The 24,757-nt window shown below is 56.5% G+C and carries 25 protein-coding genes and 3 pseudogenes; 11 read left to right on the top strand and 17 right to left on the bottom strand.

Translation table 11 applies throughout. The features are described 5' to 3' along the window. Positions 1 to 49 precede the first annotated feature (49 nt). From mnhG to QTO30_RS05550, 8 genes are read right to left on the bottom strand one after another with little or no spacing between them, the layout of a single operon-like run. A complete protein-coding gene (gene mnhG, locus QTO30_RS05585; RefSeq protein ID WP_340423074.1) occupies positions 50 to 358 on the bottom strand; it encodes a monovalent cation/H(+) antiporter subunit G in 309 nt (102 codons plus the stop codon). Further along, on the bottom strand, positions 351 to 653 hold the full coding sequence (locus QTO30_RS05580; protein WP_340423073.1) for a monovalent cation/H+ antiporter complex subunit F: 303 nt from the start codon (positions 651 to 653) through the stop codon (positions 351 to 353). The genes mnhG and QTO30_RS05580 overlap by 8 nt, the downstream gene beginning before the upstream one ends. Beyond that, positions 650 to 1,129: a Na+/H+ antiporter subunit E gene (locus tag QTO30_RS05575; protein ID WP_340423071.1), complete on the bottom strand. Its 480-nt coding sequence runs from the start codon at positions 1,127 to 1,129 to the stop codon at positions 650 to 652. The genes QTO30_RS05580 and QTO30_RS05575 overlap by 4 nt, the downstream gene beginning before the upstream one ends. Then, a complete protein-coding gene (locus tag QTO30_RS05570) occupies positions 1,126 to 2,619 on the bottom strand; it encodes a Na+/H+ antiporter subunit D (RefSeq protein ID WP_340423069.1) in 1,494 nt (497 codons plus the stop codon). The genes QTO30_RS05575 and QTO30_RS05570 overlap by 4 nt, the downstream gene beginning before the upstream one ends. Before the next feature lie 3 nt (positions 2,620 to 2,622). After that, entirely contained in the window at positions 2,623 to 2,979 is a 357-nt protein-coding gene (locus tag QTO30_RS05565; protein ID WP_340423067.1) for a Na+/H+ antiporter subunit C, read from the bottom strand. Then, complete coding sequence (locus QTO30_RS05560) at positions 2,979 to 3,398, bottom strand: Na+/H+ antiporter subunit B (protein WP_340423064.1); 420 nt, start codon at positions 3,396 to 3,398, stop codon at positions 2,979 to 2,981. The genes QTO30_RS05565 and QTO30_RS05560 overlap by 1 nt, the downstream gene beginning before the upstream one ends. After that, positions 3,395 to 4,114, bottom strand: coding sequence for a hydrogen gas-evolving membrane-bound hydrogenase subunit E (gene mbhE, locus QTO30_RS05555; protein WP_340423062.1), 720 nt, complete (start codon positions 4,112 to 4,114; stop codon positions 3,395 to 3,397). Before mbhE ends, QTO30_RS05560 begins: the two co-directional genes overlap by 4 nt. Next, entirely contained in the window at positions 4,089 to 5,651 is a 1,563-nt protein-coding gene (locus tag QTO30_RS05550; protein ID WP_340423061.1) for a proton-conducting transporter transmembrane domain-containing protein, read from the bottom strand. The genes mbhE and QTO30_RS05550 overlap by 26 nt, the downstream gene beginning before the upstream one ends. Positions 5,652 to 6,028: 377 nt before the next feature. Here QTO30_RS05550 and QTO30_RS05545 point away from each other — a divergent pair, with 377 nt between their 5' ends. Both QTO30_RS05545 and QTO30_RS05540 read left to right on the top strand, forming a co-directional pair. Then, on the top strand, positions 6,029 to 6,505 hold the full coding sequence (locus QTO30_RS05545; protein WP_340423059.1) for a LysR family transcriptional regulator: 477 nt from the start codon (positions 6,029 to 6,031) through the stop codon (positions 6,503 to 6,505). Between the two features lie 11 nt (positions 6,506 to 6,516). Then, positions 6,517 to 6,966 carry a LysR substrate-binding domain-containing protein gene (locus tag QTO30_RS05540; protein WP_340423058.1) on the top strand — a complete coding sequence of 150 codons (450 nt, stop codon included), beginning with the start codon at positions 6,517 to 6,519 and terminating at the stop codon, positions 6,964 to 6,966. Positions 6,967 to 6,975: 9 nt separating this feature from the next. Here QTO30_RS05540 and QTO30_RS05535 read toward each other — a convergent pair whose 3' ends face one another. After that, entirely contained in the window at positions 6,976 to 7,545 is a 570-nt protein-coding gene (locus tag QTO30_RS05535) for a YcbK family protein (protein WP_340423057.1), read from the bottom strand. Between the two features lie 340 nt (positions 7,546 to 7,885). Here QTO30_RS05535 and QTO30_RS05530 point away from each other — a divergent pair, with 340 nt between their 5' ends. From QTO30_RS05530 to QTO30_RS05515, 4 genes are all read left to right on the top strand, one after another. Next, positions 7,886 to 9,496 carry a L,D-transpeptidase family protein gene (locus QTO30_RS05530; RefSeq protein WP_340423055.1) on the top strand — a complete coding sequence of 537 codons (1,611 nt, stop codon included), beginning with the start codon at positions 7,886 to 7,888 and terminating at the stop codon, positions 9,494 to 9,496. A gap of 155 nt (positions 9,497 to 9,651) precedes the next feature. Beyond that, positions 9,652 to 10,590: a UDP-3-O-(3-hydroxymyristoyl)glucosamine N-acyltransferase gene (locus tag QTO30_RS05525; protein ID WP_340425876.1), complete on the top strand. Its 939-nt coding sequence runs from the start codon at positions 9,652 to 9,654 to the stop codon at positions 10,588 to 10,590. Between the two features lie 62 nt (positions 10,591 to 10,652). Next, positions 10,653 to 10,913 carry an acyl carrier protein gene (locus tag QTO30_RS05520; protein WP_340423053.1) on the top strand — a complete coding sequence of 87 codons (261 nt, stop codon included), beginning with the start codon at positions 10,653 to 10,655 and terminating at the stop codon, positions 10,911 to 10,913. Further along, positions 10,913 to 12,121 (top strand): beta-ketoacyl-[acyl-carrier-protein] synthase family protein, encoded by a 1,209-nt coding sequence (locus QTO30_RS05515; RefSeq protein WP_340423051.1) that lies wholly within the window; start codon positions 10,913 to 10,915, stop codon positions 12,119 to 12,121. The genes QTO30_RS05520 and QTO30_RS05515 overlap by 1 nt, the downstream gene beginning before the upstream one ends. On the opposite strand, the gene QTO30_RS05510 is transcribed toward QTO30_RS05515, so the two are convergent. Continuing rightward, a complete protein-coding gene (locus tag QTO30_RS05510) occupies positions 12,118 to 13,137 on the bottom strand; it encodes a sterol desaturase family protein (RefSeq protein ID WP_340423049.1) in 1,020 nt (339 codons plus the stop codon). The genes QTO30_RS05515 and QTO30_RS05510 overlap by 4 nt on opposite strands. 99 nt (positions 13,138 to 13,236) lie before the next feature. Next, positions 13,237 to 13,836 carry an invasion associated locus B family protein gene (locus QTO30_RS05505; protein WP_340423047.1) on the bottom strand — a complete coding sequence of 200 codons (600 nt, stop codon included), beginning with the start codon at positions 13,834 to 13,836 and terminating at the stop codon, positions 13,237 to 13,239. Positions 13,837 to 14,241: 405 nt separating this feature from the next. On the opposite strand from QTO30_RS05505, the pseudogene QTO30_RS05500 reads away from it, so the two are divergent. Then, positions 14,242 to 15,779 (top strand): annotated as a pseudogene (locus tag QTO30_RS05500) (helicase HerA-like domain-containing protein). Between the two features lie 163 nt (positions 15,780 to 15,942). Further along, on the top strand, positions 15,943 to 16,833 hold the full coding sequence (locus QTO30_RS05495; protein ID WP_340423045.1) for a hypothetical protein: 891 nt from the start codon (positions 15,943 to 15,945) through the stop codon (positions 16,831 to 16,833). A gap of 106 nt (positions 16,834 to 16,939) precedes the next feature. Here the strand turns inward: QTO30_RS05495 and QTO30_RS05490 are convergent. The 3 genes and pseudogenes from QTO30_RS05490 to QTO30_RS05480 form a co-directional block, all read right to left on the bottom strand. Beyond that, a pseudogene (locus QTO30_RS05490) lies at positions 16,940 to 18,244 on the bottom strand (HlyC/CorC family transporter). Positions 18,245 to 18,296: 52 nt separating this feature from the next. Continuing rightward, positions 18,297 to 19,237, bottom strand: a pseudogene (locus QTO30_RS05485) (site-specific tyrosine recombinase XerD). After that, positions 19,234 to 20,715: a hypothetical protein gene (locus tag QTO30_RS05480; protein ID WP_340423043.1), complete on the bottom strand. Its 1,482-nt coding sequence runs from the start codon at positions 20,713 to 20,715 to the stop codon at positions 19,234 to 19,236. The pseudogene QTO30_RS05485 and the gene QTO30_RS05480 overlap by 4 nt, the downstream one beginning before the upstream one ends. A gap of 342 nt (positions 20,716 to 21,057) precedes the next feature. Here QTO30_RS05480 and QTO30_RS05475 point away from each other — a divergent pair, with 342 nt between their 5' ends. Both QTO30_RS05475 and aroB read left to right on the top strand, forming a co-directional pair. Then, a complete protein-coding gene (locus tag QTO30_RS05475) occupies positions 21,058 to 21,615 on the top strand; it encodes a shikimate kinase (RefSeq protein ID WP_340423041.1) in 558 nt (185 codons plus the stop codon). Continuing rightward, the gene (gene aroB / locus QTO30_RS05470; protein ID WP_340423039.1) at positions 21,616 to 22,728 is read left to right on the top strand and encodes a 3-dehydroquinate synthase; all 1,113 of its coding nucleotides are present in this window, start codon (positions 21,616 to 21,618) and stop codon (positions 22,726 to 22,728) included. It begins immediately after the preceding gene. Here aroB and QTO30_RS05465 read toward each other — a convergent pair. From QTO30_RS05465 to QTO30_RS05455, 3 genes are read right to left on the bottom strand one after another with little or no spacing between them, the layout of a single operon-like run. Then, entirely contained in the window at positions 22,725 to 23,168 is a 444-nt protein-coding gene (locus QTO30_RS05465) for a GNAT family N-acetyltransferase (RefSeq protein WP_340423037.1), read from the bottom strand. The two genes, aroB and QTO30_RS05465, sit on opposite strands and share 4 nt — an antisense overlap. After that, a complete protein-coding gene (locus tag QTO30_RS05460) occupies positions 23,165 to 23,488 on the bottom strand; it encodes a hypothetical protein (protein WP_340423035.1) in 324 nt (107 codons plus the stop codon). The genes QTO30_RS05465 and QTO30_RS05460 overlap by 4 nt, the downstream gene beginning before the upstream one ends. 5 nt (positions 23,489 to 23,493) lie before the next feature. Further along, positions 23,494 to 23,994 carry a single-stranded DNA-binding protein gene (locus QTO30_RS05455; RefSeq protein WP_340423033.1) on the bottom strand — a complete coding sequence of 167 codons (501 nt, stop codon included), beginning with the start codon at positions 23,992 to 23,994 and terminating at the stop codon, positions 23,494 to 23,496. Positions 23,995 to 24,110: 116 nt separating this feature from the next. On the opposite strand from QTO30_RS05455, the gene QTO30_RS05450 reads away from it, so the two are divergent. Further along, the gene (locus QTO30_RS05450; protein ID WP_445327133.1) at positions 24,111 to 24,725 is read left to right on the top strand and encodes a lytic transglycosylase domain-containing protein; all 615 of its coding nucleotides are present in this window, start codon (positions 24,111 to 24,113) and stop codon (positions 24,723 to 24,725) included. Positions 24,726 to 24,757 lie beyond the last annotated feature (32 nt).

Raw genomic sequence — 24,757 nt, 5'->3', positions numbered from 1 at the left:
GTATCGCGTTGCTTATATGTTGCCTGCGGCCGGGTGGCTTGCAAGCGCTTTACGTACCGTTTTTGACTTTACCGTGCCTCTGCTTCAAGTCGCTGACCGAGGCGCGGCCAATCATATGTGCGCCAATGGGTGCGGTCAGCATTAGAAATATGATGGTTGCAACGACTCGGGCCGTCACTTCGGTTTCTTGCAGATAGATCGCACCACCGACAAGAATTAGGCTACTGCCCAAAACACCGGCCTTGGTCGAGGCATGCATACGCGTCAGAACATCGGGCAGACGCAACACGCCAATTGCCGCGATCAGGGCAAAAAACCCACCAGAAAGCAGAAAGAGGGCGATGATAATGTCAATCATGGTTCGCATCCTGTTTGCGCGCGTCACGTCGTTCTGCAAATCGAGCGAGCGCTACGGTCGCCAGAAACCCAACCAGCGCCAGCACCAGTGCCACATCCAGCAAGGCAAACACCCCGGTTGCCACCGCAGCAACGCCGCATACAGCGATGATCGACACGGTCATCATATCGAGCGCCACAACGCGGTCAGCTAGACTTGGGCCTCTGGCCAATCGGATGAAGGCAATCGCCAGCGACAGCATCACCATGACGAAGGTCGCATAGATGGACCAGTCCAGAAACTCAGCAGACGTCATTCCTCAAACACCTCTTTGACCATGCGCTCCATACCAGATTTCAGGTTATGGATCACTTCCTCGGGATCATCGGCAAACATGGCATGTACGATCAGCGTTTTGCGGTCCGGGGTGACATCAAGACTCAACGTGCCGGGGGTGAGCGATATCAGGTTCGTGACCAGCAAGATTTCAATATCTGACTTCACATCCAGCGGCATCTCAAGGATCGCCGGTGTGCTGTGGTCTTTTGGTGTCAGGACATCATAGGCCACGCGAATGCTGGATACGCATAGATCATACAGGAAAAACAGGACGAGGCGCACGATGCGGTAGGCGCGCACGTAATAGCTGCTGGGGCCATCAAAAAGCGGTTGCGCGATCCAGAGGGTCAGGAAACCCATTACAAAGCCAAAGGCCAGCTGGGTCAGCGTGAAACTGCCCCAAAGCCCGGCCCACGTAACGGCCAGCAACAGGTTGAGAAGAAACAGGTTCATGACGTCTCTCCGAGTACGGCGGTGATATAGGCCGTCGGATCAAGCAGTTGTTCGGTTGTGCGCTCTGCGAAGATCACGAAGGGGTCGGGGTTGAGGCCGATGATGATGGTCAGCACGGCCAGGCCAGCGACGGGAATGATCTGTGCTGCCTTGTTGGGCAGCGTTTTCATATCCGGTTCGATCCCATCGGGGTGGGGTTTCCAGAACGCCTCGGCCCAGATTTTGGTCATCGAATAGATCGTCATCAGGCCGACAGCGAGGGCGATGAAGGCCACGAACCACATCTCAACGTCCAGCGTCGCCTTGACGATAATGTATTTTGCCCAAAAGCCAGAGAGTGGCGGGAAACCGGCGAGCGAGAAGGCGGGGATCAGGAATAGCACCGCAAGGAAGGGAGCCGATTTGTAAAGACCGCCGATCTGGTAAACCTCTGTCCCGCCCGTCAGCCGTTTCGCGACACCTGCGATCAGGAACAGGTTCGCTTTTACGATGATGTGGTGAACCAGATAGAATACCGCACCCACAATCGCCAGTGGTGTCATCAGCGCCAGACCAAGGATCATGTAGCCGATCTGACTGATGATGTGGAAGGACAGGATCTTGCGGAAATCCGATTGTGCGGCGGCACCCAAAACACCGATCACCATGGTGAAACAGGCGACCCACAACAGCACCGTATGCGTGAACCCGATGTCATGGTCGAAGACCATGGTGAACATCCGGATCAGGGCATAAACGCCAACCTTGGTCAGCAGGCCCGCAAAGACCGCCGAGACCGAAAAGCTGGGTGTGTGATAGGCTGCGGGTAGCCAGAAAAACAGGGGGAAGACCGCCGCTTTCACACCGAAGGCCACCATAAACATCATGGCGACGACAGTTAGCAGGCCTTGGTTTTCGACCTCTTCGACCTTTAGCGCGAGGTCTGCGAAATTCAGCGTGCCGGTCATGCCGTAAAGCAGGCCGATGCCGGTGAGGAACAGGATGGTCGAGATCAGGTTCAGGGCCACATATTTCACACCACCGTCGACCTGCTCTTTCCCACCGTTCAGGATCAGCAGGCCGAAAGAGGCGATCAACATGACCTCAAACCAGACGTAAAGGTTGAAAAGGTCGCCGGTCAGAAAGGCGCCCGTGACACCGGCCAGAAGGATTTGAAACAAGGCGTGGTAGCCCAACTGCGACTGGCGTTCAGTGATATCGCCCAAGGCGTAAATTGCGACGGCAAAGCCCGTGATCGCAGTGATCAGCACCATAACGGCTGACAACAGGTCCGCGACCAGCGTGATGCCGAAGGGTGCTGGCCAGTTGCCCATCTGCCCGGCGATCACACCGGCATCCAGCACCACCGCCATCAAGACGACCGATGCAATCAGCCCGAGCCCCGATCCGATGATCGACACCCACGCCCCAAAGCGCGAAGACCGCAGCAGATAAGCGATGATCGACGCCACAAAGGGAATGACCAGTGGAAGGGTGAGATACCAGCTCATGTATTAGTTTTCTTTAGGTTCGGCGACGCGCATCTCGTCGGTATTCAGGGTGCCAAGGCTTTGATAAGCACGGAAGGCAAGGATGAGGGCGAAGGCAAAGAGGCCAAAGCCAATAACGATAGCGGTCAGCACCAGCGCCTGGGGCAGGGCGTTCGCCACATCGCCGATAGGCGCATTCAGGCCATCGGGCACCAATGGCGGCGCGCCCGGTGTCAGGCGACCGGCGACAAAGATGGTCAGGTTCGCAGCGTTCGATAACAGGATCAGTCCAAAGAGAAAGCGCAACAGATTGCGCGCCAACATCAGATAGACGGCAGACGCGACAAGAACGCCAATCAGAACAGAGAGGAGTTGTTCCATCAGACGGCATCCTCAAGCGCAAAGGTGATCGACAGGATCGCACCAAGAACGACCAGATAGACGCCAATGTCGAAGACGAGCACAGTGGACAGGGGAATGCCCTTGCTATCCTCGGTCGCGCCGATGAACAGCCATTGACCGGTAAACAGCGCGTCACCCCAAAACACAGCCATGATACCGGCCAACAGGGCGATCCCGAGACCGGCACCGGCGATGCTGCCCGGATCAAAGCGCAATGCCTTGCGCGCATCCGCTGTGCCACACGCAATAGCGTAGATCACGAAACCTGTGGCCGCGATCAGCCCACCAATAAAGCCACCGCCGGGCGCGTTATGGCCGCGCAACATCATATAGGCTGAAAACACCAGCAGCAGGACCGCTTGCAGGCGTGCGCCAGCGATCAGGATGACAGAGTTCATGGTTTCTCCTCCTCTGGCTTGCTTTTGAGCAGGGCAAAGATGCTGATCGCGGCAATCAGGACGACCGCGATTTCGCCGAACGTATCCAAGGCGCGGAAGTCGACGAGGATCACATTGACGATGTTTTGGCCAAAAGCCTCGGGCCAGCTGGCAGTTTCAAAAAATGTGGTCAACTCGCGGTCGATCGGACCGGTAGTGACCTTGAGCATAATGACGGTCGTGACCACACCGAGACCAACAGCAATCAGCGCATCTAACCAGCGCTTGCGCAGTGGTTCTGGCGTGAGGTGCGGCAGTTTCAATGCAGCAGCGGCGAACAGAACGACGACCAGCGTTTCCACCAAAAGCTGCGTAATCGCCACGTCTGGCGCGCTGTAGAGGATAAAGATCATCGCCATGCCGATGCCAACTACACCCAGTCCGGCAATCGCCGTGATGCGCGAATTGGTCATCAGGGTCAGGATTGCGCCAAGCAAAACCAGCAGGAACACCAGCCAATCCCAAAGCTCGACCAGCGGGATGCCCATCGCCGGAACGCCCGTGCTTCGTAACCATAGCGTGACCGTAAGGGCCGCGAGCGCTGTGCCAAAGGTTGCAACCATGTAGTGATAGAGGACACCCGTCTGGATCACCCGCGTCAGTGCCTTTGAACCAGAGGCGATACCGGCCATCAGCTTGTCCCAACCGTCGTCAAAGCTGGGGCCGCGTGTGGTCATACCGATCAGGATCTCGCGCAATTTTTGCTTGTAAAAGTAGATCGTAAAGCCCAGCACAAAGGTTGCGATACTCAGGAACAGCGGCAGGTTCACCCCAGCCCATAACTTCAGCTCTTTCGCGGGTTCCGCATTGCCGATGATTGCGGCGACGGTTGGATTGACCAATGTCGTCGCCAAGGTCTCTGGAAAAATCCCAAAGAACGCGCCTAACACGGCCAGCACAACGGGACCAACGAGCATCGGCCATGGGGCTTCTTTGACATGTGGGATGGGTGCGCCGGACTTGCTCCAGAATGGGCGGAAAGACACGATCCCGGCAATCGCGACCATCAAGGCGCTGGAAATCAAGACGGCACCGGCCACAAAGATTGGCTCGGACGCCACTGCGATGGCACCAGCATATTTGAGTTCTTTGCCGATAAAGCCAAGGAAGGGTGGAAATCCGGCCATCGAAAAGGCCGCAATCGCGGCGGCGGCTGCGGTGATGGGTAGCGCGCGCCAAGCCAAAAAGGCTATTGGCATCGCGCGTGCCGGTCTGCGCATCCAGAATGCCGACCACAAGGAACAGGGCGGCTTTGTAAAGCGAGTGCACGATCAGAAAGGTCGCGGCGGCGGTGATGGTATACCCGCTTTCATTGCCCAAAAGCAGCGTCAGCGCGCCAAGCGCCATCAGCGTCGTGTAGGCCAGCGCCAACTTCAGATCAGTCTGGCGCAAGGCCATGACCGAGGCGAAAACCATGGTGATCGCGCCAAAAATCGTCAGGGTCCAGAGCCAGAAATCCGTCCCGGCCAGTGACGGATGCGTGCGTGCCATCAGATAGACACCTGCTTTGACCATTGTGGCAGAGTGCAAATAGGCGCTGACAGGTGTCGGGGCGGCCATCGCGTTGGGCAGCCAGAAGTGGAATGGTATCTGCGCCGATTTGGTAAACGCGCCAGCCAGCACCAGCAGCACGATGGGCAGATACATGACGCTGTCTTTCAAGGCACCGTCCATCGCGTTGATTTCGGACATCTCAAAAGTGCCCGCGGTCGTGCCAATCAGTATGATGCCTGCGAGCAATGCCAGGCCGCCGACACCTGTCATCAACAGGGCCTGCAGCGCAGAACGACGCGCTTTTGCAGTGTCATGGCTGAACCCGATCAGGAGATAGGATGTGATCGTTGTAAGCTCCCAAAAGACAAACAACGCCAATAGGTTGTCAGACACAACTAACCCAATCATCGCCAGCATGAAGCTGGTCAGATAAAGCGAAAAACGCGCTTGATGCACATGCCCGGCCAGATAACGGGCGGAATAGAGCATCACCAGCGCGCCGATGCCCGTAATCAACAAGGCAAAGGTCAGGCTGAGCCCGTCAATATAGATGCTGACGTTCACCCCAAGGCTGGGCACCCATTCCCAAACATAGCGCAGCGTGTCGCCGCCACCGATCACCGGGATCATCTGCGCGAACCAGATAAACAGGCTGCCAGCAATGGCGACGGGAATGAGGCCAGCAGGCGTCATCCAGCGAGTAGGCGTAGAAGTGTCCAAATTGGTATTCCGGTTGGCAAAAATTGCGCGCTTATAGACGATTGAGCGCCTTAGGGGTCAGAAGCATCTTGTGCGCCGGGGCTGCTTGCCCCTTTGCGGTGATGACGGGCAGGGGCGTTTGCCGAGATGCGCCAAACACAAGCGTTAAAATGCGCTTCAGGCTTGTTAAGCCTCGCGCATCAGTGTCACATCCATCATGATTGGTCTTAATATTTTGCATTTATTCCCGACCTGCAAGTCCCTGTGCGTATCGCGCGGATGTGTGCAGGGTCGTCCCTTTCTTTGGCAACCTGCGACTGGATGTAGCACCCAATTTGATATAATGAAGTCAATTACATGTAAAATTTTGATAGGAAAAACCTATCAGAGGAGAAGAGATGTTAAATCTACCAAGCTTGCGTCAACTTCGTTACATTGTTGCACTGTCCGAGGCGCGGCATTTTCGTAAAGCGGCAGAAGCCATGGGGATCAGTCAACCCTCTCTGAGCCTGCAAATCGGCAATCTCGAAGGGCTGTTGGGCGTTCGTTTGGTCGAACGGGGGCGGGGCCCTGTGACGCTCACGCCGGAAGGGCGTGAAGTGGTGGCACGTGCGGCGCGCGTGATGGATGAGGTGCATGGGATCGTCGATTTGACCGCGTCGTTGCAGACGGGGCTTACGGGTACGATCAGACTGGGCACGACACCTACAATAGGCCCCTATCTGATGCCATTTGTCGTAGAACGACTACATGCAAAATATCCTGATCTGCGGCTTTATATTCGGGAAGTCGTGCCCCGCGATCTGCGGGGGGATTTACTGGCTGGCAGCCTCGATGTGATCTTGACGCAGTTTCCCGAAGGGGGGCTGATCTGACGTCACAGCGCTTGTTCCGCGAACCCTTGCTACTGGCGATGCCGGATGATCATGTCCTGGCCACGAAGTCAGAGGTGACAGAGGCCGACCTTGCCGATCAGAACGTGCTGTCGTTGGGGCCGGACTACGCGATGCATGCCCAGATTTCAGCCCTTTGCCAGCAGCATGGCGGTATTCTGGCCCGGGATTACGAAGGCACCAGCCTTGATGCAATTCGTCAGATGGTTGGCATGGGCATGGGAGTTGCGTTTTTGCCGCGGCTTTATGCGCGGTCAGAGATTGATAGCCGATCCAGCAATGTGATCGTGCGCCCGTTCCGACGCAGCACCGTGATGCGATCGATCGGACTGGTCTGGCGCAGGGCGGCAAATGCGGGGATGTTCGAGCGATTGTCAGATGTTATCAAAGATGCGGCCCGCGCAAATCTGCAAACGGGGCAATCGCCGGTTGTTCTTGACTAGCGGTATGATCTAGCCGCGCCAGCTACGGATAGGGCCACAATCCATATGGACAAAGTTTGAGCGGTTGTAACGCCCCACACCACCTGCACGACAGGCTAGCGCAGCATTTGCCATTTGTACTGTCGAGCGACCCGTCAAACGCAGGTCAGCCGCCTGACCGCGCATGTGCAGCGAATTGCGTGCCACACCCCGGTTTGATGAGCTAAGCATCTGATTGGTTCGCGGCGAACGATAGCCTGACAACAGCAAATAAGGTTCGGATGTATCCATCAGGTTCAGCGCGGCGGACATGATGTCAATCGTGCGCAGGTCCATCTGAACGGCTTCGCCCGTACGCCAGTCACGCATGTGCATGTTAATCTCGCGGACGGCTTCGGCGATATATTCGCCCTCAATCCAGTAAATCGTTTCCAGACGTTCGCCGGTGCGGCCAGAGTGCATGGCGATCCGGCGAATGTCGCCTGCGCCGCGCAAGAAACCAGCGGCATTTGAATAGGTTGGTGCGGCGGCAACGGCTGTTGCGGCAAACGCGCCCAATAGCCCACGCCGGGTTAACCCAGAGGAGTTTATATCTGTCATGTGTTTCGCGCCTGTCCCGTCGCTCGACTTAACTAATGCCGCTTTCCAGCAGCTTGATGCCCACATCTCCCCAGATGTAGCGGTTATATGGCACATTTCGATCTGTTGACCAAGGGCTGTTTAAGAGATTCGGATTAACAACGGGGAAATTGGCGATTTTTTGCGCAGATGTGGCGATGAGGACTCTATGCAACATCTTAGGGCTGCATCGGTGCAACACTCACGGGTTGCAGTGCGACCTCTCGTTTTTGTCAATAGACACCGGTTTTGGTAAGGATATGCATACTGCCATATGCCATATCGCTGCGGTATGGTCGAAAAAAATGTAGGGAATCTAGTGATGTCTGCTTATTTTGTGCGGTCCAGCCAAATCGTGCGCCTCTTAGCTGCTGTTCTGACTGCTGCTGTGTTGCTATTCGCTGCGCCGCAAGCGCAGGCGCAGGTGACAGAGTTTCGTCAGGCCGTCGCACAAGCGGCGGCAAATGATCCCGATCTTCTAAGTTTTTACCGCGAACGCAATTTTGACGGGATTTGGAGCACACGTGCCGACCGCAATCGCCGCAATGCTTTGCTTGCAGCTTTCAATGAGGCACCCAATCACGGCTTACCCAGTGGACGCTATGATGCGGAAGGGCTGATTGCGCAGTTGCAAGCGGCCGCGACCGTGCAAGAGCAAGCGCGTTTAGAGGTCGAACTCTCGCGCCAGTTTCTGGACTATGCTCGCGATATTCAAACCGGCCTCCTGACCCCGTCGCGCGTCGATTCCGCTATTCACCGCCAAGTGCCTTTACGCTCGCGTCTCAGCACGATGCGAGCCTTTGCGCAGTCAAACCCAGCAGGTTTCATGCGTGCCTTGCCACCAAGTGCGCCTGAATACACCCGCCTGATGGCCGAAAAGATGCGGATGGAGCGTTTGATCGGTGAAGGTGGCTGGGGCCCTGCAGTTCCGGGTCGCAAGCTTGAACGCGGCGACAGTGGTGCCGCGGTTGTGGCGTTGCGCAACCGTCTGATCGCTATGGGCTTCCTGCCGCGGACCAATACGCAGACCTATGATGATGACATCTATGGTGCTGTTACACGCTTTCAGCAGGCCCATGGGCTGGCCATTGATGGCACCGCAGGCCCCGGCACGCTTGAACAGGTCAATGTTCAGCCAGAGGCGCGTCTGCGCTCGATCATTGTCGCGATGGAGCGGGAACGCTGGATCAACCGTCCCCGTGGCGAACGCCACATCTGGGTCAATATCACCGATTTTACGGCCAAGATTTATGACAACGGTGTTGAGACATTCTCGACCCGTTCGGTTGTTGGGGCCCGCGACCGTGATCGCGTGACGCCAGAGTTTTCGGATGTGATGGAGTTTATGGTCATCAACCCCAGTTGGTATGTTCCGCGCTCGATCATTACTAAGGAATATCTGCCCCAGTTGCGGGCCAACCCCAATGCGGCGCGCAATCTGTTGATTACCGACCGCAATGGGCGCGTCGTTGACCGGAGCACGGCCGACTTCAGTGGCTACACCGAAACAAATTTCCCTTATTCCATGCGTGAGCCCCCAAGTCAGGGCAACGCGTTGGGGCTGGTGAAGTTCATGTTCCCGAACCGCTACAACATCTATCTGCATGACACCCCGGCAAAGAGCCTGTTTGGTCGCGAAGTCCGCGCCTACAGCCACGGCTGTGTCCGTCTTGCTGATCCGTTTGACTTTGCCTATGCGCTTTTGGCCAAACAGGTTGGCAACCCGGAAGAGGTGTTCCAGGCGCATCTGCGGACAGGGCGCGAACGGCGTGTTGATCTCGATGCGCCAGTGCCGGTCCATCTTGTGTACCGCACGGCCGTTGTGCCAGCCGATGGTCGGGTGCAGTTCCGCCGCGATGTCTACGGTCGTGATGCGCGAATCTGGAATGCGCTTTCACGTGAAGGGGTGGCCCTTCGCGCGGTTCGCGGGTAAATCTGACCTCGGAATAATCTCCGGGGGCACCATGGCACATACGATCAAAGACATCGCGACGGCGCTAGGGGCAGAAGCCTTTGGCGCCGTTGATCTTTTGGTGGATGGTGCATCCGAGCTAAGCGAGCGCTAGTCCTCGCGATCTCGCCTTGGCAATGACGCCCGCTTATGGTGACGCGCTGGCCGAAGGGAAGGCCCGCGCCGCTGTTCTTTGGCCAGGTGCGGATTGGGAGGCCTTTGGATTGGAGGCGGCAATTTATGCGCCACGCGCACGTGTCGCGATGTCCGTTCTAACACAAGTCCTTGATCAGCCTTTGCCGGGTGCCGGGATCAGCCCGCACGCGGTGATAGATCCGAATGCAAAAATTGGGAAAAACGCTGTGATCGGCGCGTTTAGCGTTATCGGGGCAGGGGCCGTTGTCGGCCCCGAGTGTTGGATTGGTGACCACGTCAGCATCGCGCCCGGTGTACAGGTTGGATCTGGCTGCACATTGCAGTCGGGGGTGCGTTTGCAGCGGAATGTCACCTTGGGGCACGGCGTGCATCTGCATCCGAATGTGGTGATCGGGGGCGACGGGTTCTCCTTTGTGACCGCGGAACCATCGAATGTCGAAAAGGCGCGCGAAACGCTGGGTGAGGGAGACATGGAAATTCCCGATGATCCCACGTGGCACCGGATCCATTCATTGGGTGGCGTGACAATCGGCGACGATGTTGAGATTGGGTCCAATTCCTGCGTCGACGCAGGAACGATCCGGCCGACGCGGGTTGGGGCTGGCACAAAGATCGATAGCCTTGTTCAGGTTGGCCACAACGTGATTGTTGGCGAATACTGCCTGCTTTGCGCACAGGCTGGGGTGGCCGGGTCCACTGTGATCGGGGACCGCGTTGTTGTTGGCGGCAAGGCGGGTGTGGCAGACAATCTGATTGTTGGTGACGATGTCGTTCTGGGCGGCGGCAGTGTCGTGCTGTCCAATGTGCCAAAAGGCCGCGTCATGATGGGCTATCCTGCGACTAAGATGAAGACGCATATTGAGGGGTACAAAGCCCTGCGTCGTCTGCCACGTATCTTGCGTGAAATGACCAAACGTTAATCGTCTGTTTCAAATCGCGGGCAGAGTGACTACATCCACGCAAATAACATGAGTGTTACAAGATGAGCATCAAAGATCAGGTCATCGCCATCCTTGCCGAGCAAGCCATGCTCGAGCCCGGCGATATTGCCATGGACAACGCATTGGAGGATATCGGGATCGACAGTCTGGGCCTTGTGGAGTGCATCTTTGCGATTGAAGAGGCCTTTGACATCAACGTGCCGTTCAACGCCAATGATCCGCAAGCCGGTGATTTCGACATCACATCCATCGCATCCATCATTTCTGCGGTTGAAAAGCTGAAAGCGGAGCAAGGTGGATAATGAATCGCGTCGTCATCACCGGGGCAGGCACGATCAACCCGCTGGGGACAACCGTGCCCGAGACTTTTGCCGCGATGCAGGAAGGGCGGTGTGGCATCGGCCCCCTGGAGATTGATGATGTGGACCGGTTGTCGATCCAGATTGGCGGGCAAGTCAAAGACTATGAGGAAGCCACGCATTTTAATCGCCAGCAAACAGCGCTCTACGATCGGTTCACGCAGTTCACCCTGCTCGCCGCGCGCGAGGCGATTGGACAATCAGGGCTGGCCTTTTCGGGCGCGTTGGCGGATACGTCTGGGGTTGTACTTGGCACCTCTGGTGGTGGTCTGAACACGCAGGATGAAAACTACCGTGCTGTCTATGAGGCGGGCAAGAATCGGGTACACCCCTTTATTGTGCCGAAGTTGATGAACAATGCGGCCGCCAGCCATGTATCGATGGAATGGAATCTGCGCGGGCCGTCCTTCACAGTTGCGACCGCCTGTGCCTCGTCTAATCACGCGATGGGCCAAGCTTTTAATATGGTGCGTTGCGGCATGGCGAAGGTGATGATCACAGGCGGGTCAGAGGCGATGCTTTGCTTTGGTGGGATCAAGGCCTGGGAAGGGCTGCGTGTGATGTCCAAGGATGCCTGCCGCCCGTTTTCAGCGACCCGCAACGGGATGGTACAGGGCGAAGGGGCAGGAGTTTTTGTCTTTGAGGACTACGATCATGCCAAAGCACGTGGTGCCGAGATTCTGTGTGAGGTCGTTGGGTTTGCGATGTCTTCGGACGCCTCTGACATCGTGATGCCATCAAAACAAGGGGCGGCAAGGGCCATCTCCGGCGCAATCAGCGACGCGAAACTATCGAAAGAGGCTGTCGGCTACGTCAACGCGCACGGCACAGGAACTGCTGCAAACGACAAGACAGAATGCGCTGCGGTTGCCGATGTTTTTGGGGCGCATGCCGACAATCTGATGATATCATCGACCAAATCGATGCACGGACACCTGATTGGTGGCACCGGGGCGGTCGAACTGCTGGCCTGCATCATGGCGTTGAAAGACGGGATCATCGCGCCAACCATAGGGTACGAAGAACCTGACCCCGAATGTGCGCTGGATGTCGTGCCCAACATCGCGCGTGACGCGAAGGTCGATGTGGCACTATCAAACGCCTTTGCATTTGGCGGGTTGAATGCGGTGCTGGCGCTGCGGCGGCACTAGGATGATTGCGTGGTGCCAGAACGCGTTTTCTCTGGGGTGCCAGTTTTGCTGGGCGCAATACCCTTAGGTGCCTTGAGTTTCTGCCAAATCTCCACAAAGGGATGAAATAGTGCTGCAAACAAGGTGGGGTGGGGCTGTTCGATCACGTTGCCTTCACCATCGGCAATACCAAACTCAAGGATTTCGTGGCCATCAGGGATATAGAGCGTCCCGAACATCCAATCCCAAAAGGCAAATATGCTGCCATAGTTCTTGTTATGATGTTTTGGTGCACTCGAATGGTGAATTTGATGTTGCGCCGGTGAAATGAAGATATGTTCCAGTACGGGTCCGTAGCTCAACCAGATATGACTATGGCGCAGGTTGGATCCCAACATGTTAAATATTACAAAACCAGCGTTGGCCGATCCAATGGTCAGGACACTGATCTCGCCAATAAACGCGAACAGCATGACGCCCTGCACGAACCCGACGACAATGCTGAAGATCACTTTTCTTATCAGCAGAAAGACCGGGTGGTTACGGTATGACGTCAGCGGTGTCAGAACCTCAGCTGAGTGGTGGAGCGCGTGAAACGGCCAAAGAAAGCGGTTTTCATGATGAATGTAGTGCGCCCAGTAGACACAAAAATCCAACGTCAGAACCATGATTACGGTGGCAACAACTGTGCGCCATAAGGTGATTTCAATTGGTACACCAGGTTGGCCAAACCACTCGACCAATGTCATCATTGTGCTGTGCGAGAAGGCGGTTGTAAAACTGACAAACGCAAAAAAACCTAACACACCAAACACTATGTTGAAGATGAAGATCTTGATATCGACGATGTTTGATTTGTGGAGATATACACTCGACGGAAAAACCCAGCGCAAGAACGTTTTAGGTCTCCCACGATAAATCCAGAGCCCATAAACAAGCAGAACTGTCGCAGCTAGGTAAACAAATGACAAGCGCGAGTCCCAGCTGAGAAAATTTGCTAAAACAGCGCGACCGAGAGATTGAAATAGTTCTTCCATGCTAGATGCTACCTTTGACCTTCACATACAGTAGCCAAGGATTGAGGAAATTTCATGACAAACTTTTGCTGTTAGACGACACAAGCACCTACGATGGCTTTACTCCTCTGGCGAGACATCTGTCGCTGTGAACCCAGCAGTAAACCCGCTTAGCGATACCTCCAGCACCACCTCTTCGGTCGGCGCTGCAGCAGGTACCAGACGGATCGTGGCGACGTTTCCGCGCTTCATCTCGTCCACTTCGTTCTTGGTGAAACCCAGACGTGCCACGCACCCGGCACGATTACAGAACGTAAACGGATACCGACGGGCGTTTTGTCCATCTACAGCAATCGTCAACTGTTGTGTCAAAAGCGTTTCAAGCGGCACGACAACGGTGGCGCCAGCGGCGGCGGCCTGTTGTCCTTCGGGCAAAGGGAAGACGTTGAACTCTGCCACAGCGACGCCGTCATCATTGCTCAGAAGCTGATACAGGTTGCAGGGATCAGGCGCGCCCTCTTCGGTCTTTATGCAGCGCAGGGCCCAATCCCCGAATTCTTCGCGTACATAGGGTTCGCCGACTTGCGGGCCGACAGGCTGACCAAGGGCCAGATCATCAAGTGCCGGGGCCGGGGTATCGTCCCCTGCTTCCTGTGCGGCGACCAAGCTTGTCTGACCCAACATGGCGACAACAAAGAGAGTTTTGAGGATACTGCGCATTGGTCTTGTCCTTATTGATTTCCCGTGGGCTTAACATGCACATGCCGGGGTGTCAGCGCCAAAAACAAGCTGTTGCGCTGTCTTTCGCTCACGTTTTCGCGGGGCCTAAAAACGAAGAAGGGCCCCCAAAAGGACCCTGCTCCATGTTCTCCCTGCCGGACTTGGCCGACTAATTGCGGAGGAAGCTACGCAAAGCAAATCTATGCGTCAACAGCAAATCTATGACAACTCGGTGATTAGTGTCGCTGTCCAAAGATGAAAAAAACCGTGCCATAAGGCACGGCAAGTCTAACAGGGAGGTCGTATGCCATTCGACGGCCAAGACCGCAAAAGGGCGTGCTTTATTGTGGCATGAATTGGTTAACAATGTATTTTGCTTGAAAAATATACGCAGGGGACGGTTTCATGTCAGAGAACATCTTTATTGGCGGCGGTGGCGAAGGCTATGGCGCGCCACAGAATCTATTGCTGGACAAGGCCAACCGCCACGGGCTGATCGCCGGGGCGACGGGCACCGGAAAAACGGTGACACTGCAGATCATGGCGGAAGGATTTTCTGCCGCGGGCGTGCCGGTTTTCTCTCTGATGTGAAGGGCGATCTGTCGGGGCTTGCGGTCAGCGGCTCGGCCGATTTCAAATTGCATGAACCGTTCGTGTCGCGCGCTGAAACTATCGGTCTTGATCTGCAGTATGACAGTTTTCCTGTCACCTTTTGGGATCTCTTTGGCGAAAAAGGCCATCCGATCCGGGCCACCGTGGCCGAGATGGGGCCGCTTTTGCTATCGCGGCTGATGGATCTGACGGATGTGCAGGAAGGTGTGCTGAACGTGGCCTTCCGCGTCGCCGATGAAGAGGGTCTGCCTCTGCTGGACCTCAAAGATCTGCAAGCCTTGTTGGTTTGGGTCGGGCAGAACGCCAAGGCGCTGTCCTTGCGCTATGGCAATGTGGCTTCTTCGTCTATCGGGGCGATCCAACGGCAGTTACTTGTGCTCGAAAACCAGGGCGGCACCGCGCTCTTTGGTGAACCGGCCCTTGATCTTGCCGACATGATGCGCACCCGCGATGGGCGGGGTGAGGTTAACATTCTCGCCGCGGATCAGTTGATGGGCAGTCCGCGCCTTTATGCGACATTCCTGTTGTGGTTGCTGTCAGAGCTGTTCGAAGAGCTGCCTGAGGTCGGGAACCCGGACAAGCCGAAACTGGTGTTTTTCTTCGATGAGGCGCACTTGCTTTTCGACGATGCGCCCAAAGCGCTGGTCGACAAGGTCGAACAGGTTGCGCGCCTGATCCGATCCAAAGGCGTAGGCGTCTACTTCGTCACACAGAACCCCGGCGATATTCCTGACGATGTGCTGGGGCAATTGGGCAACCGGGTGCAACATGCGCTGCGCGCCTTTACAGCCAAGGACCGCAAAGAACTGAAAACGGCGGCTGAGACCTACCGCGACAATCCGGCATTCGATACCTCCGAGGCGATCCAGGAGGTTGGCACGGGCGAGGCTGTGACGTCCTTCCTCGATCGCAAGGGCATCCCGCAGATCGTTGAACGCACATTGGTCCGGCCACCCTCATCACAGCTTGGCCCGATTGACGGACCGACACGCAAGGCGATCATGAGCGCCTCTGACATGGCAGGTAAATACGACCAAACAATGGACCGCGACAGCGCCTTCGAGATGTTGAGCAAGCGGGCTGAGGCTGCGGCCAAAGCCGCGGAAGAGGCAGAGGCCGACGAAGAACGTCTGGAAGAGAAAGAGCGTGAGTTCAAAGCGGCGCGGCGCTTTGAAGGCGGCCGCAGCTCTGGCCGATCAACCCGGTCGCGCACGTCCTCTGGCAACGGTTTTGGTGGCGCATTGGCATCGGTCGTGGTCAAGGAATTGAAGGGGACAACGGGGCGCCGCCTGGTGCGCGGCATCTTGGGGAGTTTGTTTAAAGGGCGGTAAGGGGGGCATTTCAGCGATACAGTTGACGTAGCGAAGGTCTGGTTTGAGCCCAAAGGGACGGATGCGTCAGGTTCTAGGCAAGGCGGCAAAGCGCATATTGCGGACTTGACAAAAAGCCTGCGCCTATTGACACCAGCAACACAACTTAGAGTAAAAGAGTTATATGAACGATAGACCAACAGGGCAGCGCTTTAGCCTAACTTACCTATCGCGAAGCGACCCTGTGAACGATAGCGATACTATGCGTTATCGCTTGGCGAAGCTGATTGGTAAGGACAAATATCAGCCTCGAAAACGGCTAGGGAACTATGCGCGCAGCGCAAGCAATTATGTGCCTAATCCCTCCAGAATTCACGCGTTGGTAGAAGAAGAGATAGGCGTTCAGTTCAGAACCGCTGTGAATGGTAGAATGCACTCAAGCTGGGTGCAATTTTTGCGGAAAATACCGGCTCACAAGGTGTTAGACACAATCACCGTTGCTTTCAAAGGAATGGTCGAAGTTGGTCGACAAGACGATTTTATCGGCCAGGCCAATCGGATATTTCGGGAAGAGAACATAGCCTATGAGGTGGATGAGGAAGGCGGAGTTCATCCCGTTATCGATGGAGCCTATGCGGCGACAAAGCAATCGGCCATCCTTGGAATGTCTGAGACTAGATATGCCCTGTCTCTTGCCCGTGTGGAAGAGGTCGATGCTGCGCTCATGACGTCACCCCCAAATTATATTCAAGCTATCCGTTCAGTCTTTGGCGCAAATGAAAACCTCTTCAAGCTGATGTTTGGTGCGCATCGTTTGGACGCGCGAAGCGCGAATGACAAGATTGGTCGGCTATTACAAGCAAACTACGCAAATCATACTACTATGCAGAGGTCGAGCGCACAAATTTTGAAATCATTCATGGGGTGGATTGATGCCGCGCATCACTACCGCCACGAAGAAGGAGCGGAAGAGCCAAGCCAGCCCGCCGACGAACTCGCTATTGTGCTGATATCGGAAGGCATGTCTTTTGTGCGTTGGCTTGTTGCTATTGATAAAAATCAAGAGCCTGAGTAACGAAACCTAAGAAAGCTTTGGGTTGACAGCCGTGATTGCTTGGGAAGGAACCGACGGCAGCAAAGTCCGCAAACGGGCCATAAGAATGAAATCACGTAGGAGCGCGCTAAAGCTTCCTGATCTTCAGCGTCGCGATCCGGTTTTCATCTTTCGAGATCACCTCGAACCGGAAGCCGTGGAACGAGAATACCTGTCCTTCGACGGGGATCATCTGCGCTTCATGAATAACCAGACCGGCGACCGTATTGGCCTCATCATCCGGCAGGTTCCAGTCATGCGCCCGGTTCAGGTCGCGGATCGTCATGACACCGTCCACGATATAGGCCCCGTCTTCGGTCGCTTCGATCTGATCTTCCTCGTGGTCATCGAATTCATCGGCAATTTCACCAACGATTTCTTCGAGTATATCTTCCAGCGTGATCAACCCTTGCAAGGCGCCATATTCATCGACCACAAGCGCAAAATGCGTCTTGCGCTTGAGGAAGTTGCGCATCTGATCGTCGAGCGTCGTGGTTTCGGGCACAAAATAGGCTTAAGCATTGAAACCTTCATAACGTCGAAGGCCGCAAGCCCTTGGGGGTCGTCTTTGCCCCCATCCGTCAGCTTGTGCATGGCGCGCAGCAGGTCTTTCGCGTGGATTACGCCAATGATGTTTTCAGGTTCATCGCGGTAAAGCGGTAGACGGGTGCGGGGGCTTTGCAGGATTTGCGCCAGAATATCTTGTGGGGGCAGGGCGGCATCCACCATTTCGATCCCCGAGCGGTGAAGCATGATTTCTTCCACCGTGCGTTCGTTCAGATCAAGCGCACCAAGAATACGGTCGCGATCCTCTTTCTGGACGATCCCTTCAGAATGGCCCAAAGACAATGCGCCAGCGATTTCCTCGCGTACAGCAAGGATATTGCTGTCTGGGTCCGTGCGCACGCCAAAGACAAACAGAACACCGCGGACCAGATAACGGACGGCGGCGACCAGAGGCGAAAACAAAAACACGATAATCCCGATGGGCCGCGCCACAGCCGAAGCGACGGTTTCAGGGTAGGTGATAGCAAAGGTTTTGGGCAGCACCTCAGCAAAGATCAAAACAAGCAAGGTCATGATCAGCGTGGCGGCCGCGACGCCGTTCTGGCCGAAAAGTTTGGTCAGCACAGCGGTTGCTAGCGATGTGGCAAGGATATTCACCACATTGTTGCCCAGCAGGACCGACCCGATCAGCCGTTCGTTGTCTTCGGTGATTTTCAGCGCTTGTTCGGCCCCTTTGGATCCTTTGTCTGCCGCTGAGCGCAGTTTGCCCCGCGAAGCCGCCGTCAGCGCGGTTTCAGAGCCGGAAAAGAAGCCCGAGAGGACAAGGAGGATCAGAATTGCGCCGCATGGTTACCCAGAATGCGGCGTCGAGAGGTGCGGTTTCCATCAGGTGCTTTCGAGCAAAATCATGAGCGTTATGTAGGGTCTGCGCGTCAGCTTCAAGGTTTGGCTGCTTTTGCAAGTGGATGGTGGTCCAGCACAAGCTCTTTGAGGCGTTCATCAAGGACATGGGTGTAGATTTCAGTCGTGGCGACATCCGCATGGCCCAACATTGTCTGGATCGAGCGCAGATCGGCACCACCGGCAAGCAAATGTGTTGCAAAAGCATGACGCAAGGTGTGTGGCGTCACCTTTGCCGGTGAGACGCCACCGGCGACGGCAAACTCTTTGATCAGCCCAAAGAAACGGTGCCGCGTCAGATGGCCGGATTTACCGCGCGACGGGAACAGGAACTTCGATGTCGGCTTGCCCGCTTTTCGGCCTGTGTCCTCCGTCGCATCGCGGTGGGCCAGATAGGCAACAAGCGCTGTGCGGGCGGGCGGGGATAGCGGAACGAGACGCTCCTTATCGCCTTTGCCGCGCACCAACAGCATCCGCGGGTCGCCGCGCGCGGCAGAGACCGGCAGGCTGACCAATTCGGTCACGCGCATGCCGGTGGCGTACAGCAATTCCATCAGGCAGGTATTGCGCAGGGCCTCTTTCGGTGTGCTGCGTGCGGCATCCAGCAAACGGTCAACCTCTTGTACCGATAAGGTCTTTGGCAGGCGTTGTGCGCGCCCGGGTCCTTTGATCTGGATGGCCGGGTTATCATCGCGCCACCCTTCCTCAAAAGCGAAACGGTAGATTTGCTTGATGGCCGACAGACGGCGCGCGCGGGTGGATTTGGCCAGCCCTTCTGCCTCGCAATCAATCAGATAGTTTTCGATGTCGTCGCGTGAAGCCGTGCTGAAATGCCACCCTTGGGCGTCAACCAAGCCGCAAACGTCTGCAAGTCGCGCGCATAGGCCAACTGTGTATTCGTCGCGGCATCCAGTTCGGCGGCTTGTGCCTCCAGAAAAACCTGCACCCAGCGGGCCATCGGTTGATCGTTACGGGTCATGTCGCCCGGTCCAGGATCATCAGTTGCAACGCGGCACGGCGCGCGACGTCCTCCAGCCCCACGGACCGCAAGAGTTTCAATGCGTCGGCAACAGAACGTAGGTCGCCTTCTGATCCGGCTTCAAACAAGGCAAGGGCGCGCAACAGCGCCTCGCCAAGCTTGCCATCATCGACCCTGCTTTGCAGCTCTTGTGGCGGCGGCGCGCTATCAAAAGCGTCTTGGATCGCTTGGGTGCGTCTTGAACTGGCGGGCAGGTTCTGCGGTGTGCCGCGCGCGATCCCGATCAGAAATGGATCGAACCCCGCGTCTGCAGCTGCTGCGGCTATGGCAACGGCCTCGTAGTCAGGGGACAGCAGGCCGACTTCAAAAGCTATGACCGCAGCTTCGCCTGCCAGCGGGAGTTCTTGAAGCGCCGCGCCATAAAGCTTGGCAAACTGGATTTCGGCACGGGCCTGCCGCATGGCGACCCATGCGCTTGGCAATGTACGGGCAACCTCAACTGGATCACCGGCAGTTAGGGCGACATCAAAGTGCTGGATCGCTGCGGCCCGGTCCCAGATGCCTCCTGATGCAGCCGGGGTGCGGGCGGTGTAGTTGCGCAGAAGGACATTTTCGGACACCGCGCCATGGCGGGCGAGGCGTTCTGTTGCCTCAAGCTGTGACTTCCAGGCCGCGGTTGACTGGAGATCGGCATGGGAAAAGGCCAAGGGCAGATTGGCGGTGATCAATGGCTCACCAATGGCCGCATGCATACGGAACGTCAGGGGGCTGACGCGGGCAGGGGGCGTGAGTGCGGGTTCGCCCTCATAAAGCTCGGGATCAAGAAAGCGCGACAAAAGCGCCTCTTCCTGCGGGGTGATATCGCCAAGAACACGGTGCGTGTTCAAGGACAGGGCAGCCGCCGACCAATCGCCATTGCGGGCAAGACAAAAGATGCGGGCAGAGAACGTCGGGGCAATAGAGGGTGTATCGCGCATCGCGGTGCAGGCGTTGTCTTCGGTGCCTGTCAGAAGTGCCACATCAAACCAACGGCGAAAGAGGGGGCCTGTGTTGGGATCCGCTTGTTCGATGAGCGACTGCGCGGGTTCCAATGCGCCAAGGTCCAATAACTTGTCCACGCGCGCCAGAAACAAGGCGCCTTCGCCATCGGCGTCCGATGGTGGATCGGCCTCTGCCAGCATCAGGACTTTGAGGAACTCTTGCAAAGCAGGCAGCGTGTCAACGCGCTCGGCACGCACCAAATCGACCAGCACAGCCTCTTGGCTAGCCGACCAGATATCGCGCGGCAGGCCAGTCACCTCTGGTGGGAGCAAGCCAATGGGATCCTTTGAGGGGCGGTCCAGTGGTGTGACAGTCACATCAGGCGTCGTGGCGTCGCCAACGGCAGGCGGCTCAAACAGAGGCGCGGTTTCCACGCTACGTGACAGCCAATCAATTGCCGATAAAGGTTCACCCTGGGGGGTATCCTGCGCTGACACCAATGTGCCCGTCAGGCAAATTGCGGCCCCAAGTGCCTTAGTTTGTTTCCAACGTAACAGGGCGCGTTACCTCTTCTGAGGGGGCGGCGAAGTCGCCGGGAAAAAACAATGGTCCGACATAGGCGTAGGCCACTAAACCTATCCCCGCGAGTATGATCAAAAACAATAACGCTTTGATGAACCGCCACATGGCCTGCCCCAATCTTCTAATTCTGCCTCAATATGTGGGTTAATGCCCACTTGTTGAAGGGATTATATATGGCCTTTCGTGCAAGATCACGGCATTCATTCATTAATTTTCGCGTTCGGCGCTGGTTAGCCGAGAAGAAAGGCAGTTTTTGCATGGCCGCAGCGCAGCAATATCAGCTCAAACGGACAGTCGTGCTGGTTGGTATGATGGGATCGGGCAAGACAGCCATCGGGCGGGCGCTTGCGGCGGCTTTAGACGTACCGTTTGTGGATAGTGATGCGGCGATCGAAGAGGCTGCAGCAGCGACCATTGCCGAAATATTCGAGCGTGACGGTGAGGCGTTCTTTCGCAAACGCGAGGCAGAAGTATTGCGCAGGCTATTGTCTGGCCCGCCGGGCATTGTCTCGACCGGCGGCGGCGCGTTTCTCGCCCAGGCAAACAGAGAGGCCATCGCACAAATGGGTGTCGCTGTTTGGTTGGACGCAGACCTTGATATCTTGTGGGAGCGTGTGCGCCACAAGGATACGCGCCCGTTGCTGCGCACCGCTGACCCCCAAGCCACCCTGGTTGCAATTTACAACGAGCGCACGCCAATCTACAGCCTCGCAGGATTGAAAATCACCGTTGAAAAGCACGCCAGCATCGAGCAAACCATGATTTCTGTGCGCGACATGCTCACACGCCGCCCTGATGTTCTGGAGACCAAATAGATGACCGCTACTGTCCATGTCGATCTGCCGGGCCGCGCCTATGATATTTTGATTGGCCCAGAGGTTTCACATCAGGCAGGCCATCAAATAGCGGCCATGGGCGGGCGGAAGCATATTTGCATTCTGACGGATGAAAACGTGGCGGGCTTGCATCTGGCGCAGTTGCAATCGGTTTTATCAGATGCCGGTTTGACGTCAGAGGCTTTGGCTTTGCCTGCAGGTGAGGCGACAAAGTGTTGGGCGCAATTAGAGCGTTCAGTGGAATGGTTGCTGGCCCAGAAAGTCGAACGTGGCGACATCGTTGTTGCTTTTGGTGGCGGCGTGATCGGCGATCTGGCGGGTTTTGCCGCCGCAATCCTGCGTCGCGGCGTGCGGTTCGTGCAAATTCCAACGTCGCTTCTGGCGCAAGTCGATAGCTCTGTCGGGGGCAAGACCGGGATCAACTCGCCAAGCGGTAAGAACCTGATTGGCGCGTTTCATCAGCCCAGCCTTGTTCTGGCGGATACGGCATTGCTGGGCACGCTCACGCCGCGTGATTTCCTCGCAGGTTACGGCGAGGTGGTGAAATACGGCTTGTTGGGTGATGCGGCGTTTTTTGACTGGTTAGAGGTCGAGGGGCCTAAATTGGCCGCAGGTGATATGGATGCGCGGGTGCGTGCCGTGACCCGGTCTTGTCAGATGAAAGCCAACATTGTGCAGCGCGATGAGACCGAGCAAGGGGATAGGGCGCTTTTGAACCTTGGTCATACCTTTTGCCATGCCCTAGAAGCTGCCACCGGCTATTCGGATCGCTTGTTGCATGGTGAAGGTGTCGCGATCGGATGTGCATTGGCGTTTGAACTTTCGGCCCGTTTGGGGCTCTGCAGTCAGGAAGACCCAAGCCGCGTGCGCGCGCATCTGCGCGATATGGGCATGAAGGTCGACATCCGCGATATTCCGGGCGATTTGCCAGATGCCACAGGTCTGCTTGATCTGATGGGGCAGGATAAAAAGGTGCTGGATGGCAAGCTGCGGTTCATTCTGGCACGGGGGATTGGCGACGCTTTCATCACGTCCGATGTATCGCGCGAGGCGGTTCTGGGCGTTCTTGAAGACGCCCTGCGCAGGTCCTAAGCGTCGGATCGCCGGATGACCATTGCGGTTTTGTCCTCTGTGCTGAAACCGATGGCTTCGTAGAAACCTGTTGCGGCGCGTTTTCTGCCGGTCATCAGCATGATCTTGAATGCATCAGCGTCCCACGCCCGTGCGATGGCGTGTTGCATCAACTGCTTGCCGATCCCCTTTTTGCGATGTGTCGCCGTGGTGACAACATTTTCGATCAATGCATAGGGCCTGGCCCCCCATGTCACATTGGGCAACAGATGCAGGGTCAGCATGGCGACCAGAGTTTTCTGATCGAACGCGCCCAAAATGGTGGTGCCGGGGTGGGCAACGACCACTTCAAACGCAGTGTGATCGCGTGTTTTCGGGCCAAGGGTGAGCTCATTGTAGAGCGCAAGCGCTGCCTCGCTGTCGGTTATTGTCAGCGGTTTAATATCAATGCCCTCGGTCATTCAGGGCTGTCATCATCGCGGCCATCAAGACGGATACCATGCGTCTTTGCAAAGCGCAGAAACAGTGGCACTTCGATCAATGCGTAGCAAAGGATCGTGAAGACCACCCAATTTGTTTCAAAAAAAGGAGCGTGAATTGTACGCCGCTGCCCCAGAACCATGCGCTTGGCGACAATCAGCGCCAGCACATTCAGGCCGAGATCAATCAGCATCAGCCTGTTGAGGGTCTTTTCCTCAAGCGTGGGAAAGATCCCCAGATAGGCGACCGCCAAGATCAGGCCGACGAGGATCAGGATTTGCGCTTCGGGCGAAACGACCATTGGGTTTAGAACGGGATTTCATCATCCATGTCACCACCGCCGCCGCCTGATGGTGCACCACCGCCGCTATAACCACCGTCATTGCCGCCGTAGCCACCGCCGGACGACCCGCCGCCATAGCCGCCGCCGTAGTTGCCCCCGCCGCCACCTTCGCTGCGGCTATCGAGCATGGTCAGCGTGCCATCAAAGCCGTTTAGCACGACCTCGGTCGAATACCGATCCTGCCCGGATTGATCCTGCCACTTACGGGTTTGCAGCTTGCCTTCGATGTAAACCTTGGAACCCTTCTTAAGGTACTGCTCGGCCACACGGACCAGACCTTCGGAAAAGATTGCAACAGTGTGCCATTCGGTCTTTTCGCGGCGTTCGCCTGTGTTTTTGTCTTTCCACGTCTCGGATGTCGCGATCCGTAGGTTCGCAACCTTGCCGCCATTCTGGAATGTCCGCACCTCGGGGTCTGCCCCCAGATTGCCGATAAGGATAACTTTGTTCACTGATCCGGCCATAACGGCACCTCCGACGATTCTGCTTTGCGCTTTTGTGACAGACCACGCATGCCGCAACAAGGTTAACGGCCGGTTTCCAGAGGTGGGCTTGGCGGATTGGTGGAAAAGACCTAAGTATGGGAGGTCGTAACAAGCGAAAGCGGTACAACGTGACCCGACTGATCCTGACCGTAAGCCTGATTGGTGCCTTCGGCGTTCAACCCGTTCTGGCTGAAGAGCAGGTTTCGACCATGTCGCGCTCGGGCTTGTTGCAAAGCCAGACATCCATTCTGGATGGGCGCGCCGCCGAACAGTATCAGAATTCGGTGCGTTTGCAGCCACCGCGCGATGCAGGTTTTACGATCACGCCAACATACACTGGTGACTACACCGGACCATTCATCCGTCTGGCCCAAGCGGCTGCTGCGAAACACGGTGTGCCAGTTGGTTTGTTTTTGCGACTGGTTGAGCAGGAAAGCGGTTGGAACGCCTCGGCCCGGTCCGTCAAGGGCGCGTTGGGGTTGGCACAATTGATGCCCGAGACCGCGCGTGCATTGGGCGTTGATCCGCTTGACCCCTCAGAAAACCTTGAAGGCGGTGCGCGGTATCTGCGCGCGCAGTATGAGGCGTTTGGATCATGGCCTCTTGCGCTGGCCGCCTATAATGCGGGCCCGGGTGCGGTGACACGGTACGACGGTGTGCCACCGTTTGCAGAAACCCAGAATTATGTGCAGGTGATCTGGGGGCAGTGATTGTCTTCCGCCGAAAGCACGGGGCCTCCGGC

This window comes from Yoonia sp. GPGPB17, assembly GCF_037892195.1.
Lineage (GTDB): Bacteria > Pseudomonadota > Alphaproteobacteria > Rhodobacterales > Rhodobacteraceae > Yoonia.
The sequence above is the reverse complement of the archived record's forward strand: the minus strand, read 5'-3'. Positions and strand labels throughout refer to the sequence as shown.

Bases quoted from the DNA above. Each gene is read 5' to 3' on its own strand.
- mnhG (WP_340423074.1), bottom strand. From the start codon at position 358: ATGATTGACATTATCATCGCCCTCTTTCTGCTTTCTGGTGGGTTTTTT.
- QTO30_RS05580 (WP_340423073.1), bottom strand. From the start codon at position 653: ATGACGTCTGCTGAGTTTCTGGACTGGTCCATCTATGCGACCTTCGTC.
- QTO30_RS05575 (WP_340423071.1), bottom strand. From the start codon at position 1,129: ATGAACCTGTTTCTTCTCAACCTGTTGCTGGCCGTTACGTGGGCCGGG.
- QTO30_RS05570 (WP_340423069.1), bottom strand. From the start codon at position 2,619: ATGAGCTGGTATCTCACCCTTCCACTGGTCATTCCCTTTGTGGCGTCG.
- QTO30_RS05565 (WP_340423067.1), bottom strand. From the start codon at position 2,979: ATGGAACAACTCCTCTCTGTTCTGATTGGCGTTCTTGTCGCGTCTGCC.
- QTO30_RS05560 (WP_340423064.1), bottom strand. From the start codon at position 3,398: ATGAACTCTGTCATCCTGATCGCTGGCGCACGCCTGCAAGCGGTCCTG.
- mbhE (WP_340423062.1), bottom strand. From the start codon at position 4,114: ATGACCACACGCGGCCCCAGCTTTGACGACGGTTGGGACAAGCTGATG.
- QTO30_RS05545 (WP_340423059.1), top strand. From the start codon at position 6,029: ATGTTAAATCTACCAAGCTTGCGTCAACTTCGTTACATTGTTGCACTG.
- QTO30_RS05535 (WP_340423057.1), bottom strand. From the start codon at position 7,545: ATGACAGATATAAACTCCTCTGGGTTAACCCGGCGTGGGCTATTGGGC.
- QTO30_RS05530 (WP_340423055.1), top strand. From the start codon at position 7,886: ATGTCTGCTTATTTTGTGCGGTCCAGCCAAATCGTGCGCCTCTTAGCT.
- QTO30_RS05525 (WP_340425876.1), top strand. From the start codon at position 9,652: ATGACGCCCGCTTATGGTGACGCGCTGGCCGAAGGGAAGGCCCGCGCC.
- QTO30_RS05520 (WP_340423053.1), top strand. From the start codon at position 10,653: ATGAGCATCAAAGATCAGGTCATCGCCATCCTTGCCGAGCAAGCCATG.
- QTO30_RS05515 (WP_340423051.1), top strand. From the start codon at position 10,913: ATGAATCGCGTCGTCATCACCGGGGCAGGCACGATCAACCCGCTGGGG.
- QTO30_RS05510 (WP_340423049.1), bottom strand. From the start codon at position 13,137: ATGGAAGAACTATTTCAATCTCTCGGTCGCGCTGTTTTAGCAAATTTT.
- QTO30_RS05505 (WP_340423047.1), bottom strand. From the start codon at position 13,836: ATGCGCAGTATCCTCAAAACTCTCTTTGTTGTCGCCATGTTGGGTCAG.
- QTO30_RS05495 (WP_340423045.1), top strand. From the start codon at position 15,943: ATGAACGATAGACCAACAGGGCAGCGCTTTAGCCTAACTTACCTATCG.
- QTO30_RS05475 (WP_340423041.1), top strand. From the start codon at position 21,058: ATGGCCGCAGCGCAGCAATATCAGCTCAAACGGACAGTCGTGCTGGTT.
- aroB (WP_340423039.1), top strand. From the start codon at position 21,616: ATGACCGCTACTGTCCATGTCGATCTGCCGGGCCGCGCCTATGATATT.
- QTO30_RS05465 (WP_340423037.1), bottom strand. From the start codon at position 23,168: ATGACCGAGGGCATTGATATTAAACCGCTGACAATAACCGACAGCGAG.
- QTO30_RS05460 (WP_340423035.1), bottom strand. From the start codon at position 23,488: ATGGTCGTTTCGCCCGAAGCGCAAATCCTGATCCTCGTCGGCCTGATC.
- QTO30_RS05455 (WP_340423033.1), bottom strand. From the start codon at position 23,994: ATGGCCGGATCAGTGAACAAAGTTATCCTTATCGGCAATCTGGGGGCA.
- QTO30_RS05450 (WP_445327133.1), top strand. From the start codon at position 24,111: ATGGGAGGTCGTAACAAGCGAAAGCGGTACAACGTGACCCGACTGATC.